The sequence below is a fragment of the Chryseobacterium camelliae genome, assembly GCF_030818575.1.
GTDB lineage: Bacteria > Bacteroidota > Bacteroidia > Flavobacteriales > Weeksellaceae > Chryseobacterium > Chryseobacterium camelliae_A.
Genome location: NZ_JAUTAL010000001.1, coordinates 2340963 through 2357178, shown reverse-complemented (window position 1 = coordinate 2357178; position 16216 = coordinate 2340963). Strand labels below are relative to the sequence as shown.

Here is a 16216-nt window from a genome sequence, read left to right as displayed (position 1 = left end):
TGCCAACAATTAATATATCGCTTATATTGTTAAAGTCTGTTGATAATTTGCTCTTATCATCATAATAAGAACGGTTTTTGCTCATCTATAGCGATGACAAAACTATACCTTCTGCTTACTGTATTTTCCGGTTCTGTCCTGTATGCTCAGGAAAAAGATTCTGCCACACTGATATCGGAAGTGCGTATCGATGCCTACAAGAAGCCGGTTCCGTTCATGGCCTCTACCAAGTCGGCCGCCGTTATTTCAGGAAACTTACTAGATCAGAACACCCCGGAAAGATTGCTGGAATCCTTTAATCAGGTTCCCGGAGCCAGAATGGAAGAGCGATCTCCGGGCAGCTACAGGATTTCCGTCCGTGGCAGTACACTCAGGTCTCCGTTTGGAGTGCGGAATATAAAAGTTTACCTGGATGATTTCATCCTGTCCGATGCTTCAGGGAATACGTATTTCAATATGATTTCACCGGAGCTGATCAACAGGATGGAAATATATAAAGGCCCGGAAAGCGGTGATTACGGAGCGGTAACGGGTGGCACTGTTCTTCTTCAGACCCGTAAGACAGAGCATGCGTCTGCCGGTGCCGCAATTGGCAGTTACGGAATGTTCAACCAGAATATAGATGTTTCCAGGCGGCTCGGTAAGCACTTTATAGAGGTCTTCCAGAATTATTACCGTACAGATTCTTACCGTGAGCAATCTGCCGTTCAGCGGAAACAGATATTTCTTAAAGATCATTTCCAGTATTCAGAAAAAGGAAATGTAAAAGCAATGGTACTTTTGGGCGATCTTAACTATGAAACGCCGGGCGGACTCACGCTGGAACAGATGCAGACCGATAGAAAGCAGGCGAGGCCTGCTACCAAAACAGCACCGGGAGCAAGGGAACAGAACGCGGGCATCCGCAACCGGATGATTCTTGCCGGATTGTCCCATGAGTATCAGTTCACCCCGGAATTGTCCCATTTTATAATGGTTCAGGGATCTTATGTAGATTTCGAAAATCCTTTCATTACCAATTTCGAAAACCGTTTTGAGAAGAATGTTGCTTTAAGGACTCATTTCAATTATGAAAAAAACTGGGAGAACATATCATTGGCCTACCGGCTGGGCTTTGAAGGCGGACTGAACGATATTCTGGTAAAAAACTACGACAACAATAGGGGATCTGAAGGGAATCCGCAGAGTTTTGACCGGATTAAAAACAGGTCTGGGTTTTACTTTGTCTCACAGAAGCTCAATATTCAGGACAAACTGTTCACAGATGTTTCCCTAAGCCTGAATTCCAATACTTATGAATGGGAACGTCTCTTTCCGCGCAGCGAACAGGGGAATGTACATTTTAAGAACCAGTGGCTGCCGAATTTCGGACTGACGTACCTGATAACCAAAAGGCTTTCGGTCAGGGCTAAAATCGGGAAAGGGAATTCCGCGCCGACCAATGAGGAAATCCGGTCTTCCAATCAGGAATTCAATCTGGGACTTCACTCGGAATATGGCTGGAATAAGGAAATCGGGATCCGGAAAGAGTTCGGGAATGCCGTTTTTGTAGAAGGCAGCTATTTTGATTTCAGGCTGAATGATGCCATTGTAAGAAGGCAGAACGAAGCCGGACAGGAATATTTTGTGAATGCAGGGGGAACCGTCCAGAAAGGGCTGGAACTGCTTCTGGAATCAAGAGATTTTAATCTGAGAAATCGTTTTCTGAGCCATTTCAGGTTCCGGTTTTCAGGAAGTTTCTACGATTTTACTTTTAAAGAGTACCGTCAGAACCAAAACGACTTTTCCGGAAATGATTTGACAGGCGTTCCTAAAACTACGGTCAGTTCCTTACTGAACTTCACCTTTTTCAATAAATTGTCCGTTGATTACTCCCATTTTTACACTTCAGGAATCCCTTTGAATGATGCCAATTCGGTCTGGTCGGAATCCAGTTTCGTAGGCAATATCCAGTTTAGATATACGCTCTATTTTGAAGGCACAAAAGTGAGCCTGCAGTTACAGGTTCAGAATCTTTACAATGAGGATTATGGTTCAGGGTTCGACATTAATGCCTTCGGAAACCGGTTTTATAATCCGGCAGCAAAAAGGAATTTTGTTTTCGGTGTGAATATCGGGTTTTAGTACAAGATTAAATTACCTAAATTTTTTGTAAGTAAATCCTGATCTGCATGATAGAGAGATCAGTTTGATTTTGAAATAATATCATTTACAATCATCTCCGCATGTATCCTTGAGTTTTCAATAAACCACAAATGGGTATCCTTGCCTCCGCAGACAACTCCTGCCAGATACAGGTTCTTTACATTGGTTTCCATCGTTTCCGGATGGTAGAAAGGATTTAAACAATCGCCCTGCAATTCTATCCCGGAATTTTTGAGGAAATCAAAATCAGGAAGATAGCCGGTCATAGCCAGTACGAAATCATTGTCGATTTCCTGAAGAATTCCGTTTTCATCCCCGAAAATAACAGAATGCTCTTTAATTTCTACAAGTGCCGAATGAAAATGCGCTTTTATGCTGCCTTCTGCGATCCTGTTTTCAATATCCGGTTTCACCCAGTATTTCACGTTTGGGGAAATTTCTGCATGGCGGATGATCATGGTGACTTCAGCTCCTTTTCGGTATGTTTCCAGAGCGGCGTCTACTGCTGAGTTGCTTGAACCCACAACCACAATTTTCTGCTGTGCGTAAGGATAGGGTTCAGTGTAGTAATGCTTTACTTTCGGCAATTCCTCTCCGGGAATCTCCATCAGGTTGGGAATGTCGTAAAATCCGGTTGCGATGATTACATTTTTAGCCTGATAAGAAGTTTTTGTTGTTTTGATTTGAAAATAACCGTCATGTCGCAGCACATTCAGCACCTTTTCGTACAGATGGATGTTGAGGCCTTTCTGACGGGTAATGCCCTGGTAATATTCCAGCGCTTCCTGCCTTCCCGGCTTGGTTGCAGCAGAAATGAAAGGGATCTCACCGATTTCAAGCTTTTCTGCGGTGGAGAAAAACTTCATGTATAACGGATAATTATATAGGGAATTGACAATTGTGCCCTTTTCTATAATCAGATAGTCCAGGTGATGTTTACGTGCTTCCAGTGCACAGTTCAGGCCTATGGGCCCGCCTCCGATAATGAGGATATCCAGCATTTCCATATCACAAAGGTACAATGTATTTACAAATTACAGAACATCTGCTGCAAGAAGTAATCCCCAAAAATTGTAAAGACCAACGATACTTTTAGCACCTGTAATGCTTCATAGATGGCATCGGATTTGGTGCTTTATAGCAAACAAAAAGCAAATGAAAAAAATACTCATGTCACTAATCATCGCAGGAAGTATTCTGGGGTGTAAAAAAGCGCCGAAAAAGCCTGCAGAATCCCAACAAGACAGCACTCATGTCCAGCAGAAGGTTTCAGGAGAAACCCAGAAGGATGATAATAGGAAAGAAGCCATTACCCAACTGAATAAAGAGATTCTTGAGATTCTGAAAAATAAGCAATATCATAAACTGTCTGCCTATATTCATCCTGAAAAAGGCATTACCTTCTCTATGTATGCCTTTATAAGTCCTCAAGAGGACAAGCATTTCTCCAGGGCAGAATTCGAAAAGTACCTGCCAACTAAAACCCTTTTCACCTGGGGCGCCATGGACGGATCCGGGGATCTGTATAAAGCAAGCATCAGTGATTACCTGTCTAAATGGGTTTATTGCAAAGATTTTACCACCGGGAAATTAACCTATAATGAATTCGGCGTTGTGGGGAATTCCTTAAATAACCTCAGAGAAATATACAAAAATGCTGATTTTACAGAAAATTATATCAAACCACCTGATGAAGAGCATCCAATGGACTGGAATACGCTTCGTATGGTATTTGAACCATATCAGGGAAAATACTACCTAATTGCTATCATCAATGATCAGTGGACGATTTGATTCAGGACTTCTGCCAATGTTCCGGTTAAATGTTTCCTTGAAAACTGACTGATATTACGGTTTTTTTCAGGGACAATACCATTTTTCCAGTTGTTATACTGGTCAAGGATAAAGCTTTTCACACTTTCAGTGCTATTATAGCTGAAATGCTTTCCTGACTGGCTTTCATCCAGGATTTTAGCTACATCGGCATCTTCCGGTCCGAAAGAGATGATCTGTTTCCCTGTAGCGAGGTACTCGAAAATCTTTCCGGGAATAATGCCTTTGGAGGGTGGATCGGGGAAATTCGTAATCAGGAGAAGGTCAGCATGGTTCATTTCTTCTACCGCTTTATCATGTGAAAGATAGCCTAGGTTGGTTATATGGTTCTTAAGATTTGAGCTCAGCAGGGCATCTAGAATCCTGTCATCGATCTTGCCGGCAAATTTCAATTGGAAATTACGTGTAAAATCAGGCTGTGTTGCCACGAGTTCCATAAGTACCTTCCAGAGGACCTCAGGATTGCGGAGCTGTTCTAGGACACCGATATAACTCAACGTAAACTTGTCTTCAGAAGCTGTTTTACCAGCGTTTTTTTCTCTTCTTTCTGCATCGCTTTCATCAAATCCATTGGTAATGCATAAAGCATGGGCTCCCTTTTTACGGAAATTTTCTGCATCGCTGTAGCTGGTGGCTAAAGTAAGGTCTGCCTTTGCGAAAACTTCCCGTTCGAGCCGCCGGTGTTTCATGTCAGAGCGGGAGGTAAGTTTAAGGTGCTTATAGTACGAAATTTCCGTCCAGGGGTCCCGGAAATCAGCAATCCATTTCAGGCTTTCAAACTTTTTTTTAAGTCCTAAACCGATAAGATGAAGCGAGTGGGGCGGTCCTGAAGTGACCACTACATCAATTTGATGCTCTTTTAGATAGCGTTCCAGGAATTTTACAGAAGGATTGACCCAGAATACCCGTGCATCGGGAATAAAGAAATTCCCGCGCACCCAAATCGAAAGCCTGGACTTCCAGCTTTGGTTTTTGCCGACGTCAAACTGGCCGGCTTTGAATTTTTTATTGTTCTTATTCAGCTTTTCTGCCAGCTGATAAGGTTCCCAGATTTTGGTTCTGATGGTTTCGATGCCGGGAGGAACATCATTAATCAGGCTCTCGTCTACCAAAGGATAACTTGGGTTTTCAGGAGTATAGATGACCGGTTCCCATCCGAACTCAGGAAGGTATTTGGCAAATTTCAGCCATCTCTGTACCCCAGGTCCGCCTGCAGGGGGCCAGTAATAGGTGATGATAAGAACTTTTTTCTGCTGCATAATGATAAAACACGGTTGTGATTCCCATGATACGGGGCTGTCATTTTCATGAAGCCCCGCATTATAATTTATATTTTTTCTTCAACGGTAATTTTCCGGTCTTTATTTTTCTTCATCCAGAAAATTCCTCCTGCACTCAACAGGATAAACAGCCCGAAGCAAAGCAGGGATATCCATTTTCCTTTTTCAATCACCTCAGGTTCAAATATCATTCTGATATTGTGGGCTCCGGCTGGCAGATAGACGGCGCGTAACAGATAATCCGCCTTGATATATGGCACTTCTTTTTCATCCACAAACACTTTCCATCCGTGAGGATAGTAAATTTCAGAAAATACAGCTAATTGAGGTGTTTTAGACTGCGATTTGAACTCCAGTTCATTCGGTTGGTATTTCGTCAGATTGATGAAGGCAGCCGGGTCTGCCTGAACAGGTTTGCCGTCGAAATATTTTCTGTCTGAAGCGGCAACAACCGCCGTTTTTTTGCTGTCGATAATTCCGATGGACTTGATCTCCTCATTCGGGGTATTGACAAATTTAATGTCGCTTACCAACCATGCATTTCCATTGGCTTTAGGGTTTGGAAGTGCCTGAGGCTGATCCGGTCCTCCTACTACCCAGTATTTGGCATTGAGCAGGTTCAGGACATTCGGTACCTTTACCGAATCCATCACCTGGAAATATTCATTGATCACATCATCATATCTCCTCAGTTTTACCGCATGGTAACCTCCGATGGATGATTTGAAATAAGAGGTATTGGTTTCGCTGAAGGTGCCCAAGATATTATTGAAGATACGGTAGTGGGTCTGATCCTTTTCTGCAATGGTTTCCAGGGTTTTATTCACATTAACATGCGCCAGTAGAGGCTCCAGGTTAGGATTCCCCTGTACCTTTTCCTGAAGAAGCTCGGACGTCTCTGTCTGGAAAGGATTTTCCGCGAAAATTTTATCTACATAGTTTTCATCATTCAGGTAGCGCTTGTTAACAGTCCATAAATCAAAAAGGCTTACTGCCCCGATAATGATCAGCGCCACATTCTGGCTGAGCTTGTTTTTCAGCACCATGAACAATGCAGCAGCAGCTATGGCCACATAGAAAAATGCTTTAATTGCATCTGTCCTGAAGAGCTTATACCGTTCTTCCACCAGGTAATCCAGAAGGAACGGCGGGAAGTACATCTTTTCATTGGCCGTATGGAAGCCCAAGAGAGATTTCCCGAAGAATAACAGGATCAGCAGCAGGCCTAAAGTGGCTCCGCTGACATACAACAGAATCTTCTGCTTGTATTCCTGGGTCAGTTTTTCATCCGTGAAAAATTTATAGAGACCAATCATTGCAATCAGCGGGAAGAGAAGTTCTACCACCACCAGAATGGATGAAGGAGCCCTGAATTTGTTATAAAACGGCACGTAATCTATAAAGAAATCTGAAAGAGGCATGAAATTGCTTCCCCATGCCAGAAGAATAGTCAGTACCGAAACTCCGAGGATCCAGTATCTGTATTTCCTGTTTGCAAAGAAAAATCCTAAAACCGCAAGGAAACAGACAATGGCGCCCTGATATGCTGGTCCGGAAGTCCCGGGCTGTTCTCCCCAGTAGGTCATGCCGCTGAAACCTTTAGAGATCCGGTCCATTTCAGCCTGAGTGGATACATTTTCCTGCACCAGCTCCTGTACATGGTTCATCATTTCTTTCCCTTCAGGCTCCTGTGTACCGCCTCCCATTAATCTCGGGATGAAGAGGTTCAGGGTCTCCAGCTGGCCGTAGCTCCACATCAGCATGCTTTCTTTGTCCATGCCGGATTTGCCGGACGTATTGCTTTCATTCGTCAGGATCTGCTTTCCCCGTACTGTTTCTTTTATATATTCAGAATTCGCCATGATTCTCTGGGAGTTCATTCCAACCCCGATCAGGCCTGCAGCGGCAATAATTCCCGAAGAAATAAGGAAATGTTTCATCGGCGTTTTCTTCTGGATGGCCCTGATCAGTTCCGAAAGGAATAAAAATCCTAAGGCTAAAAACAGGTAATACGTCATCTGTGGGTGGTTTGCTGCAATCTGAAGTCCCATGAACAGGGTAGTCACAATAAATCCCCAGATGTATTGTCTCCGGATATAAACTAACAGTATCCCGGCGAGAAGAGGAGCGAAATATTCAATGGTATTGACTTTACCATTATGCCCGGCAGCGATAATGATATAGAAATAAGTGGAAAGCCCGAAAAAAGTAGCTCCCAGGAGAGCATACTTCCAGTTTCTTACGGCTACCATTCCTAAAAAGAAAAATCCGGCAAAAAGCAGGAAAAGGTAATTGACAGGTCGTGGAAGGAAATTCAGCCAGCTGTCGATCTTTTTGATCACATCGCCTTTAAACTGGCTTCCCATCTGATAGGTAGGCATTCCTCCGAACATAGAGTCGCTCCAGTAAGTTTCCTTTCCGGTATCGGCACGGTAGTCCAGAAGCTCCTTGGCACCACCCCTGTACTGCACGATGTCATGCTGAAACAGTTGTTTTCCGCTAAGCACAGGATTGGCGTATACAAAAGCAAGAATGATGAATACCACCAGACTAGCCAGGATGAAAACCAGATTTTTATTTTTTTTAAGCATACATTAATTTAATTTGAGAACCCCTTCAGAATCCGAAACTCTGAAAGGGTTGGGTTATTTATTTTTTCTCTTCCTTTACTTCTTCATAATCCACCGTTTCCGCATCCCAGTTCAGGCCTTTATCCTTATTTGAGTTTTGAATATCCTGCTGCTGTCTGTCTCTGGTGTTCTGGTTCTGGTTAAACATATAGCTGTGGAACTTTTTAAAGAAAATCCTTTTCAGGATGTTCCACACAAAATAAATAATGATGGTAATAAGTACCAACTCAAAAATATACTTCATGATTTTGATTGTCTGTATTATTTTGCAGACGGATTTACCATCACGGAAGAGTTGGTGACACTCTGCATAGACTGTGACTGCTTCCCGTCTGAGATGGTTTCTACCTGCGTTGTTTTAACATTGATGTTCTGATTGGTAATCCAGCCCGTGTTTTCATCAAACTTTATTGTTCCGTTCTGGGTCAGTTCGCTGCTCAGGCTATGGGTAACCGGCCCCTGTGCCTGTTTTTCGGTTTTCTTAGGAATACCGCCGGTTACAGAAATTTCTGCAATACCGTTTCCAACGCTCTTCAGCACATAGTTGGAAGTCACTTTAATTTTCCCGCCGGCATCCGCATTTTCAGAAGTAGACCATTTTTCTCCGATCTTCACTCCCTTTTTAGGAATGATCGTAAGGTTTTTATTGAATTGGTCCCGCAGTACTTTTTCATTGAAGGTCTCTTTCAGGCTGGCAACAATGCCTGCCTTCTGGTCGGCATCCTTGATCAGTGTTCCTACTGCATTAGCAACCTTCGTATACACAGGCTCGAAACCGGTAATAGAAATTACTTTTCCTTTATCGTCCATTTTCATGCTCAGCTTGTTTCCGGTAAGCGCACGGTTGATGTTCCAGATCATTTTAAGGTCATCTTCTTTGGGAATCGGCTGCTTGGTATCCACAACCACGGTTTTGCCTTGAGAAGTCTGGGAATTCCTTTTGGCAATAAGATTGAGGGTAATGTCATAAACATTGCCTTTGACATCATTTACCGTAAAAGTCATTTCATCGGTAGACTCACTGATTCCGTTCAAGGTTTTACCTTTAGGATCGGTCATGGTTTTTACATCTCTCTGATAAGTAGTGAGTGGATACGTCTTTCCTTTTTCAAGCTTAAAGGTCTGCCTGTAGATGCCTGCTGAATCCTTGATGGCGGGATTGGCTTCCACTTTGGCCACAGAATCTGCGGGAACTTCTACCGTAATGGTCTTTCCGGTTTTGGGATCTACTTTGGTGATTTTGGCGGTTTCCTTTTTACATGATACCAGAGCTATGGATATAAGCGCGATTGCTGCTATGTTTTTCATTAAACTGTTTTTGCTTGTTGTTGATTAATTGATTTTTACCGTCTTCTGTCTTACGGCTTCATAAAGAATGGCCCCGCAGGCTACGGATACATTCAGTGATTGGGTTTTTCCTTCTATCGGCAGTTTTATTTTTTCATCCGAATGGTGAAGCACTTCCTTGGAAATCCCGGTTTCCTCATTCCCCATAACGAGGGCGCAGGGCTGGGTGAAGTCTACATCATAGATCACCTTCTGTGCTTTTTCGGTGGCTGCATATACTGAGATCCCGCTTTGCTGAAGGAAGTCTACCGTATGAGCAAGGTTCGACTGCTTACAGATTTTAACGTTATAGATGGCTCCTGCCGAAGTCTTGATCGCATCAGAATTAATTGGGGCTGCGCCTTTTTCAGGGATAATGACGGCATCAATGCCCACACACTCTGCCGTACGGCATATCGCACCGAAATTCCTCACATCGGTAAGCCTGTCCAGGATCAGTAGAAAAGGGGTTTTTCCCTCTTCGAAAAGCTGAGGTACCAGGTCCTCAATTTTATGGAACGGCACATCTGAAATAAATGCCACCACACCCTGATGGTTTTTTCTTGTAAAACGGTTCAGCTTTTCTACCGGAACATAGTTCGGACGGATTTTATTCTGGGCCAAAACAGCCTTTAGTTCTGCATAAATAGGTCCCTGCAGCGCGTTCTGCACGAAGATTTTATCGATGGTTTTTCCTGCTTCAATAGCTTCGATCACGGGACGGAGCCCGAAAATAAAATCGTCTTTTTTATCGTTGGTCGTATTCATTAATTTCTCTATAAAAGTTGTCCTGATTTGTAATTTTATACCTGTTTCTGTTTCCGGAAGTCTTTTGGACATCTATCATATGGAATATCAAATGGTATTACAGGAATTTTAAATTTTAAAAGTGTACTGAGTTTTTTTGTGTACTAATATTTTTCTCCCAAAATAGCCCTCTTCTGAGCCATGGCATAGCCGTAGTGCAGGCTTTCGTGCATATTATTGAAAATAATAGCATCCTGGATACTTTTCAGGTCCATTCCGAAACTTGTGGTGTAAGGTGTGTAGTCCGAAAAAAAATCACTGTCGTAATCTTTCATAAGGATTTTGGAGGTTTCCGTCAGCAGGAATTCAAGGTCCTCGACTTCAGATTTCTGAACATTAAGATTGGGAAGCGTGCCTTTCTTGTAGGTTTCGATCCAGTACTTATCTATTCTGAAAGGGTTTCCGCTCAGGTAATAATGCAAAAGCTGCTGTGTGGCCACCGTATGGGCAATGTTCCAGTAGATATTATTGTTGAAACCGTCCGGAATCAGCAAAAGATCTTCATGAGAAGTATTCTGTAAAATATCCAGAAGGTTTTTTCTGACCTGTCTGTGGGCCTGAAAATGATAGTTCATTTTGCATAAATTTAATCACCAAAAATAGTTTAATAAACTGGAAATGACAATTTTTGAACCTGGGTTTCCTGTAAAATTTATAGATTTTTATGAAAAAATGAAATTATCGTGTCGTATTGGGTTCTATCGATTGTTCCTGAGCTATTATCGATGCCGGAATATTTAACAAACTTTAACTAGAAAATGGCATTGATTATGTTGATTAATGCAAGTATTTATCAGAAATTTACCCATTATTTTAAAACGAATTATGTCAGATACATATCAGGCTGAAGATATCCGTCAGTTGACGGAAAAAGTAAAGGAAAAAAATTATCTCTTTACCCTGCTGCGCCAGGAAATCAATAAAGTGATTATCGGCCAGCAATACATGATAGACCGCCTGCTGGTGGGGCTTTTGGGTAACGGCCACGTCCTGCTGGAAGGGGTGCCGGGGCTCGCTAAGACTCTGGCGATCAAAACCCTTGCCGACGCGGTTCACGGAGAATTTTCACGGATACAGTTTACTCCCGATCTGCTGCCTGCGGATGTGGTGGGAACCATGATCTACAATATCAGGGATAATGACTTCTCTATAAAGAAAGGTCCTGTCTTTGCCAATTTTGTATTGGCAGATGAGATCAACCGTGCGCCGGCTAAGGTACAGTCGGCACTTCTGGAAGTCATGCAGGAAAAGCAGGTGACCATAGGAGATGAGACTATGAAACTGCCCAAGCCTTTCCTGGTATTAGCAACACAGAACCCGATCGACCAGGAAGGAACTTATCTTCTTCCTGAAGCACAGAGCGACCGGTTTATGCTGAAGTGTAAAATAGATTACCCGGAATTTGAAGATGAAAGAACGGTCATGAGGATGGTATCAACATCGCATCAGCCTAATGTGAATCCGGTGATTGGCCTTCAGGATATCGTTGAGGCCAAAGAGATCATCAACCAGATTTACCTGGACGAAAAAATAGAAAAGTATATTCTGGATATGGTATTTGCTACCCGTTATCCTGAAAATTACGGTCTTTCAGAACTGAAAAACTATATCGGATTCGGAGCATCTCCAAGAGCATCCATCAATCTTGCCATTGCTTCGAGAGCATATGCTTTCCTCAGGGGAAGAGCATTTGTAATTCCGGAAGATGTGAAGGAACTGGCCAAAGATATTCTAAGACACAGAATAGGGCTTACTTTTGAAGCGGAGGCGGAAGAAATCTCAACAGAGGAAATTATTAACCGGATCCTAGCGAAAATTCAGGCGCCGTAATGAATGAAGTCATCATAAGAAAGGCGGTCCGGGAAGATTGTGCTGCAATGCTGGATCTCATCAAAGAGCTTGCTGAATTTGAAAAAGCCCTGCATGAAGTTACCCTTGACCTGGCCCAATTCACTGAGGACGGTTTCGGTACATCGTCGGTCTGGGACGCTTTCGTAGCTGAGTTTAACGGAGAGATTGTCGGGATTTCATTATACTACAACCGGTATTCTACCTGGAAAGGGAAGAGGTTGTATCTGGAAGATCTGGTGGTAACGGAAAGGATGCGCGGGAAAAACATCGGAAAACTGTTGTTTGATGCTACACTGGAATATGGTAAGTCCAACCAGTACACCGGAATGGTTTTCCAGGTGCTGAACTGGAACGAGCCGGCTATTACCTTCTATAAAAAGTATGATCCGAAATTTGATGACGAATGGCTGAATGTTTCCATAGAATTTGATAACAGAATATAAGTCAGGCTTAGTTTTGAACGCCGTATTTGACCATGCAGATTAAAGATATTGTAAAAAAAGTAAAGCAGATAGAAATCCGTACCCGAAAAAAGACGGAGGCTACTTTGATGGGGCAGTATCACAGTGCTTTTAAGGGACAGGGGATGACTTTTTCAGAAGTGCGTCCTTACCAGTTCGGAGATGAGATCCGGAGGATCGACTGGAATAAAACGGCCCGTTTCCGCGAGCCTTTCGTGAAAGTGATGGAAGAGGAAAGGGAACTGACCATGATGCTGGTGGTAGATGTTTCAGCCTCCATGGATTACGGAACCAAAACCCAGCTGAAAAGGGAATATGTGGCAGAGATTGCTGCCAGTTTAGGATTTTCTGCAGCCGGGAACAATGATAAAGTAGGGCTGATCCTGTTTGCCGATAAAGTATACAAAGTAATCCCGCCCCAAAAGGGAAGAAAGCATATCCTCTCCATCATCAGCACCATTTTAACGGCTGATTATGTTCCTGCCGAGTCTAAAGTAGACAAAGCCCTGGAATACATGATGGGTATCTTTAAAAAGAAATCCCTGGTGTTTCTCTTTTCTGATTTTGAGGATGCGTACGACTCCAAAATGCTGAGGGTGGCTTCCAAGAAGCATCAGTTGTTGGGAATGCGTATTTATGATGAAAAAGACAATGCTATTCCGGATGTTGGCTATGCACTGCTGTATGACTCAGAAACAGGTAAACAGGTTTGGGCCAATACTTCAAGCGCACGCTGGAGGTACACCTTTGCCGAAGCACAAAAGCAGAAATTAAAGGCCCTGGAAGAGGATTTTGCCAATAGTTCAGCCAGCTTTATGAATATCAGTACAGGTACGGATTACTCCAGGATGCTGTACAATTATTTTCAGAAAAAATAAAACCTGTATCTAACGGATGTAATATCTGATATTGAATCTTAGGACAACAGGTATATTGTTTAAAATGTAATACAACCATTGAAGAAACTATTATTTATATTTTGCTTTCTTATCTGCGCTCAGGTATTTCCGCAGATCCTTTCTTCCCATCTCGAGAAGAAGACCATTGCCTTAGGTGAAGTTGACCATTTCACGGTAAAGATTGATAATCTTAACGGAAGACAGGTAACAGCTGCTGCCAAGAACGAGCTTCTGCCTTTTCATTTTGAGGAAACCAAAGACAGCATCGGTCAGAATGCAAACAGCTACGAGAGAAAAATTGAGTTTGCCGTATTTGAGGAAGGTAAATTTACCATTCCGGAACTTGAATTTAAAGTAGGTGACCGCGTTCTGAAAACCATTCCTTACGAAATTGATGTCATTAATACTGCCCAGAAGGGAGATCAGATCAACGACATTATGAAAAACAAAGAGGTAAACCTGGAACTTAAAGATTACTGGGAACTCTATAAATTTTATGTGCTGGCTGCCATAGCCCTTATTGCCCTGATTATTGTCATTGTTGCCTTTGTCAAGTGGGGCAGAAAAGTAAAAAGTTCACCGGTTGTGGCGACCAACCAGACTTTAAAGGAACTGGATTCCCTCAAAAAGAAAAAATATATTGAAGCCGGAAATTACCGTTCCTTCTATGTTGAGCTTATCGATATCTCCAGGAACTTCATTACCCGGCAGTACCATCTGCCCGCGGATGTTTTGCTGACCGATGACCTGATTGCCGTAATGAAAAAGAACAATACCATTTCGATAGAAAATGAAAAAGTAGTGGAGGATATTTTCCTGAGGGGGGACCTGGTGAAATTTGCCAAAACCTTCCCGGATCAGGCAACCATGGAAAAAGATTTGGCGGACATTACCGCATTTGTAAAAAGATCATCCAAAGATCTTGAATTTGAAAACTTAAGGAAGGATGTTTAATTTCGAGTTTTACAGTCCGTGGTTTCTGCTCCTCTTCATCCTGCTGATCCCAGTGCTATTCAGGGATATCAGCAGCCGGAAGAGAAAGGGCGTTAAAGTGCCTACGGTTAAAAATATGCAGGCAAGCGGAGGCATACAGGCCGTATTGTTTTTCCTGAAACTGTCTAAGTACATCATTCTCTCCGCACTTATTATTGCCATGGCGAGACCGCGAACCTTTACCATTTCGCAGGACCGTGATGATACCAAGGGAATCGACATTATGCTGTCTGTAGACGTATCGCTGAGTATGCTGGCTAAGGATCTTACACCTGACCGTCTTACGGCTCTTAAAGATATTGCCATCAAATTTGTTGAAAAAAGGCCCAACGACCGTTTAGGCCTGGTAACCTATTCAGGAGAGGCCTTTACCAAAGTACCGGTAACATCGGATCACCAGGTGGTCATCGATGAGCTTAAAAACCTGAATCCTTTGGAGCTTCAGCCCGGAACAGCTATCGGAGAAGGGCTTTCTGTGGCGGTTAACCACCTTAAGAACAGCAAAGCCAAAAGCAAGATCATCATTCTGATGACGGATGGGGTAAACACGATAGAAAATGCCATGTCGCCGCAGCTGGCTGCGGAACTGGCCAAAAATAATAATATTAAAGTATATGCTATCGGAATCGGGACCAATGGGTATGCATTGATGCCTACCCAGCTGGATATTTTCGGTGAACTGGTATTTACCGAAGCCGAAGTGAAAATTGACGAACCTGTTCTGAAGGAAATTGCCCAGATGACAGGCGGAAAATATTTCAGGGCTACTTCAAACAGCAGCCTGGAAGAAGTATACAACGAAATCAACCAGCTTGAAAAATCAGATGTAAAAGTTTCCAAACTGTATAATTATGAGGAATATTTTAAGATTTTCCTCTGGATTGCTTTGGCAACTCTGGTTCTGGATGCATTCATGCGATGGTTGTTTTATAAAATTTTAAGCTGATGGAGTGGTATTTGGGAAATTACTGGTATGTATTGCTGCTGTTGCTGTTGCCGCTGCTGGCTGTTCTGATGGTGCGGTACCTGAAGTGGAAAAAAAAGAGGAGGGAAGTCTTTGCCGACAGCAGGTTCCATGAGCAGCTGTTTGAGAAAAAATCCGGTTTCACGAAATTTTTTCCGGCTTTGTATCTTATCGCCACCCTGTTCCTTATCTTCTCAATCATTGATCTTCTGAATGGTTCCGAAGTGGTAAAAACCAATCAGAGGCTGAACAATGTGATTTTTCTCCTGGATGTTTCCAATTCCATGAATGCAGAAGATATACAGCCAAGCCGCCTGACTGAAGCCAAGAACCTGATGGTGGGGACTATGCAGAAAATGAAGAACGATAAAGTGGGCATTGTCATCTTTGCCGGTGAAGCCAGTTCCATCATGCCACTTACAACAGATTATAATTCAGCAGAGACTTATATTGATGCCATTGAGACCAATTCCATGCAGATCCAGGGAACAGATTTCCTGAAAGCCATACGCATTGCTGCAGATAAATTTAAAAATGTTGCGAAAGGCTCCAGGAAAGTGGTGCTGTTGAGCGACGGGGAAGATAATGAAGGAAACGAAGGAGCCGCAATACAGCTGGCTAAGAGAGAGGGAATTACCATTAATTCCGTGGGAATAGGATCAGATGAAGGAGCTCCGGTACCTGAATATGTCTTTGGACAGCTGATGGGGTATAAAACGGATATGAACGGCCAGACCGTAATTTCCAAAAGACAGACCGGTGCGCTGAGAAAAATGGCTGATGCAACAGGGGGGACTTATATCGACGGGAATAATATCAATGAAGCACCCGAAAGAATTATTGATGCTTTGTCCAGGAATGCCTCTTCATCGGAAACGCTGGTGAAATCTCAGAATGCCAATCACTATTATCAGTATTTTCTGGCGGTGTCTATCTTTTTCTTTATGCTGATTTACCTTTTTAATCCCAAGAGAGATCTCAATGTCTGACAAAGGATATATTCGCTTTTACTTTAACCCAACTTTAA

General features: G+C 42.9%; 15 protein-coding genes. 8 read left to right on the top strand and 7 right to left on the bottom strand.

Annotation, left to right across the window (positions count from 1 at the left end; translation table 11 throughout):
- The first annotated feature begins 93 nt into the window (after nt 1-93).
- On the top strand, nt 94-2124 hold the full coding sequence (locus QE404_RS10695; protein WP_307450319.1) for a TonB-dependent receptor: 2031 nt from the start codon (nt 94-96) through the stop codon (nt 2122-2124).
- 59 nt (nt 2125-2183) lie between these two features.
- On the opposite strand, the gene QE404_RS10690 is transcribed toward QE404_RS10695, so the two are convergent.
- The gene (locus tag QE404_RS10690; protein WP_307450317.1) at nt 2184-3152 is read right to left on the bottom strand and encodes a YpdA family putative bacillithiol disulfide reductase; all 969 of its coding nucleotides are present in this window, start codon (nt 3150-3152) and stop codon (nt 2184-2186) included.
- 148 nt (nt 3153-3300) lie between these two features.
- Here QE404_RS10690 and QE404_RS10685 point away from each other — a divergent pair, with 148 nt between their 5' ends.
- Nucleotides 3301-3939, top strand: coding sequence for a hypothetical protein (locus tag QE404_RS10685; RefSeq protein ID WP_307450315.1), 639 nt, complete (start codon nt 3301-3303; stop codon nt 3937-3939).
- Here the strand turns inward: QE404_RS10685 and QE404_RS10680 are convergent.
- The 6 genes from QE404_RS10680 to QE404_RS10655 all read right to left on the bottom strand — a co-directional run bounded on the left by QE404_RS10680 (nt 3924) and on the right by QE404_RS10655 (nt 10596).
- Complete coding sequence (locus QE404_RS10680) at nt 3924-5237, bottom strand: glycosyltransferase family 4 protein (protein WP_307450314.1); 1314 nt, start codon at nt 5235-5237, stop codon at nt 3924-3926. The two genes, QE404_RS10685 and QE404_RS10680, sit on opposite strands and share 16 nt — an antisense overlap.
- A gap of 68 nt (nt 5238-5305) precedes the next feature.
- The gene (locus QE404_RS10675; protein ID WP_307450312.1) at nt 5306-7849 is read right to left on the bottom strand and encodes a YfhO family protein; all 2544 of its coding nucleotides are present in this window, start codon (nt 7847-7849) and stop codon (nt 5306-5308) included.
- Nucleotides 7850-7907: 58 nt separating this feature from the next.
- A complete protein-coding gene (locus QE404_RS10670; RefSeq protein ID WP_307450310.1) occupies nt 7908-8132 on the bottom strand; it encodes a hypothetical protein in 225 nt (74 codons plus the stop codon).
- Between the two features lie 17 nt (nt 8133-8149).
- A complete protein-coding gene (locus tag QE404_RS10665) occupies nt 8150-9196 on the bottom strand; it encodes a DUF6263 family protein (protein ID WP_307450308.1) in 1047 nt (348 codons plus the stop codon).
- A gap of 24 nt (nt 9197-9220) precedes the next feature.
- On the bottom strand, nt 9221-9982 hold the full coding sequence (gene rlmB, locus QE404_RS10660; RefSeq protein WP_307450306.1) for a 23S rRNA (guanosine(2251)-2'-O)-methyltransferase RlmB: 762 nt from the start codon (nt 9980-9982) through the stop codon (nt 9221-9223).
- A 143-nt stretch (nt 9983-10125) separates the two neighbouring features.
- Complete coding sequence (locus tag QE404_RS10655; RefSeq protein WP_076352382.1) at nt 10126-10596, bottom strand: DinB family protein; 471 nt, start codon at nt 10594-10596, stop codon at nt 10126-10128.
- 250 nt (nt 10597-10846) lie between these two features.
- On the opposite strand from QE404_RS10655, the gene QE404_RS10650 reads away from it, so the two are divergent.
- The 6 genes from QE404_RS10650 to QE404_RS10625 all read left to right on the top strand — a co-directional run bounded on the left by QE404_RS10650 (nt 10847) and on the right by QE404_RS10625 (nt 16178).
- The gene (locus QE404_RS10650) at nt 10847-11851 is read left to right on the top strand and encodes an AAA family ATPase (RefSeq protein ID WP_307450303.1); all 1005 of its coding nucleotides are present in this window, start codon (nt 10847-10849) and stop codon (nt 11849-11851) included.
- Nucleotides 11851-12315, top strand: a complete 465-nt coding sequence (locus QE404_RS10645) for a GNAT family N-acetyltransferase (RefSeq protein ID WP_307450300.1) — start codon at nt 11851-11853, stop codon at nt 12313-12315. Before QE404_RS10650 ends, QE404_RS10645 begins: the two co-directional genes overlap by 1 nt.
- 32 nt (nt 12316-12347) lie before the next feature.
- Nucleotides 12348-13211 carry a DUF58 domain-containing protein gene (locus QE404_RS10640; RefSeq protein ID WP_307450299.1) on the top strand — a complete coding sequence of 288 codons (864 nt, stop codon included), beginning with the start codon at nt 12348-12350 and terminating at the stop codon, nt 13209-13211.
- Nucleotides 13212-13289: 78 nt separating this feature from the next.
- Nucleotides 13290-14186: a hypothetical protein gene (locus QE404_RS10635; RefSeq protein ID WP_307450297.1), complete on the top strand. Its 897-nt coding sequence runs from the start codon at nt 13290-13292 to the stop codon at nt 14184-14186.
- On the top strand, nt 14179-15171 hold the full coding sequence (locus tag QE404_RS10630; protein WP_307450295.1) for a VWA domain-containing protein: 993 nt from the start codon (nt 14179-14181) through the stop codon (nt 15169-15171). The genes QE404_RS10635 and QE404_RS10630 overlap by 8 nt, the downstream gene beginning before the upstream one ends.
- Entirely contained in the window at nt 15171-16178 is a 1008-nt protein-coding gene (locus QE404_RS10625) for a VWA domain-containing protein (protein ID WP_307450293.1), read from the top strand. Before QE404_RS10630 ends, QE404_RS10625 begins: the two co-directional genes overlap by 1 nt.
- The last annotated feature ends 38 nt before the right edge of the window (nt 16179-16216 follow it).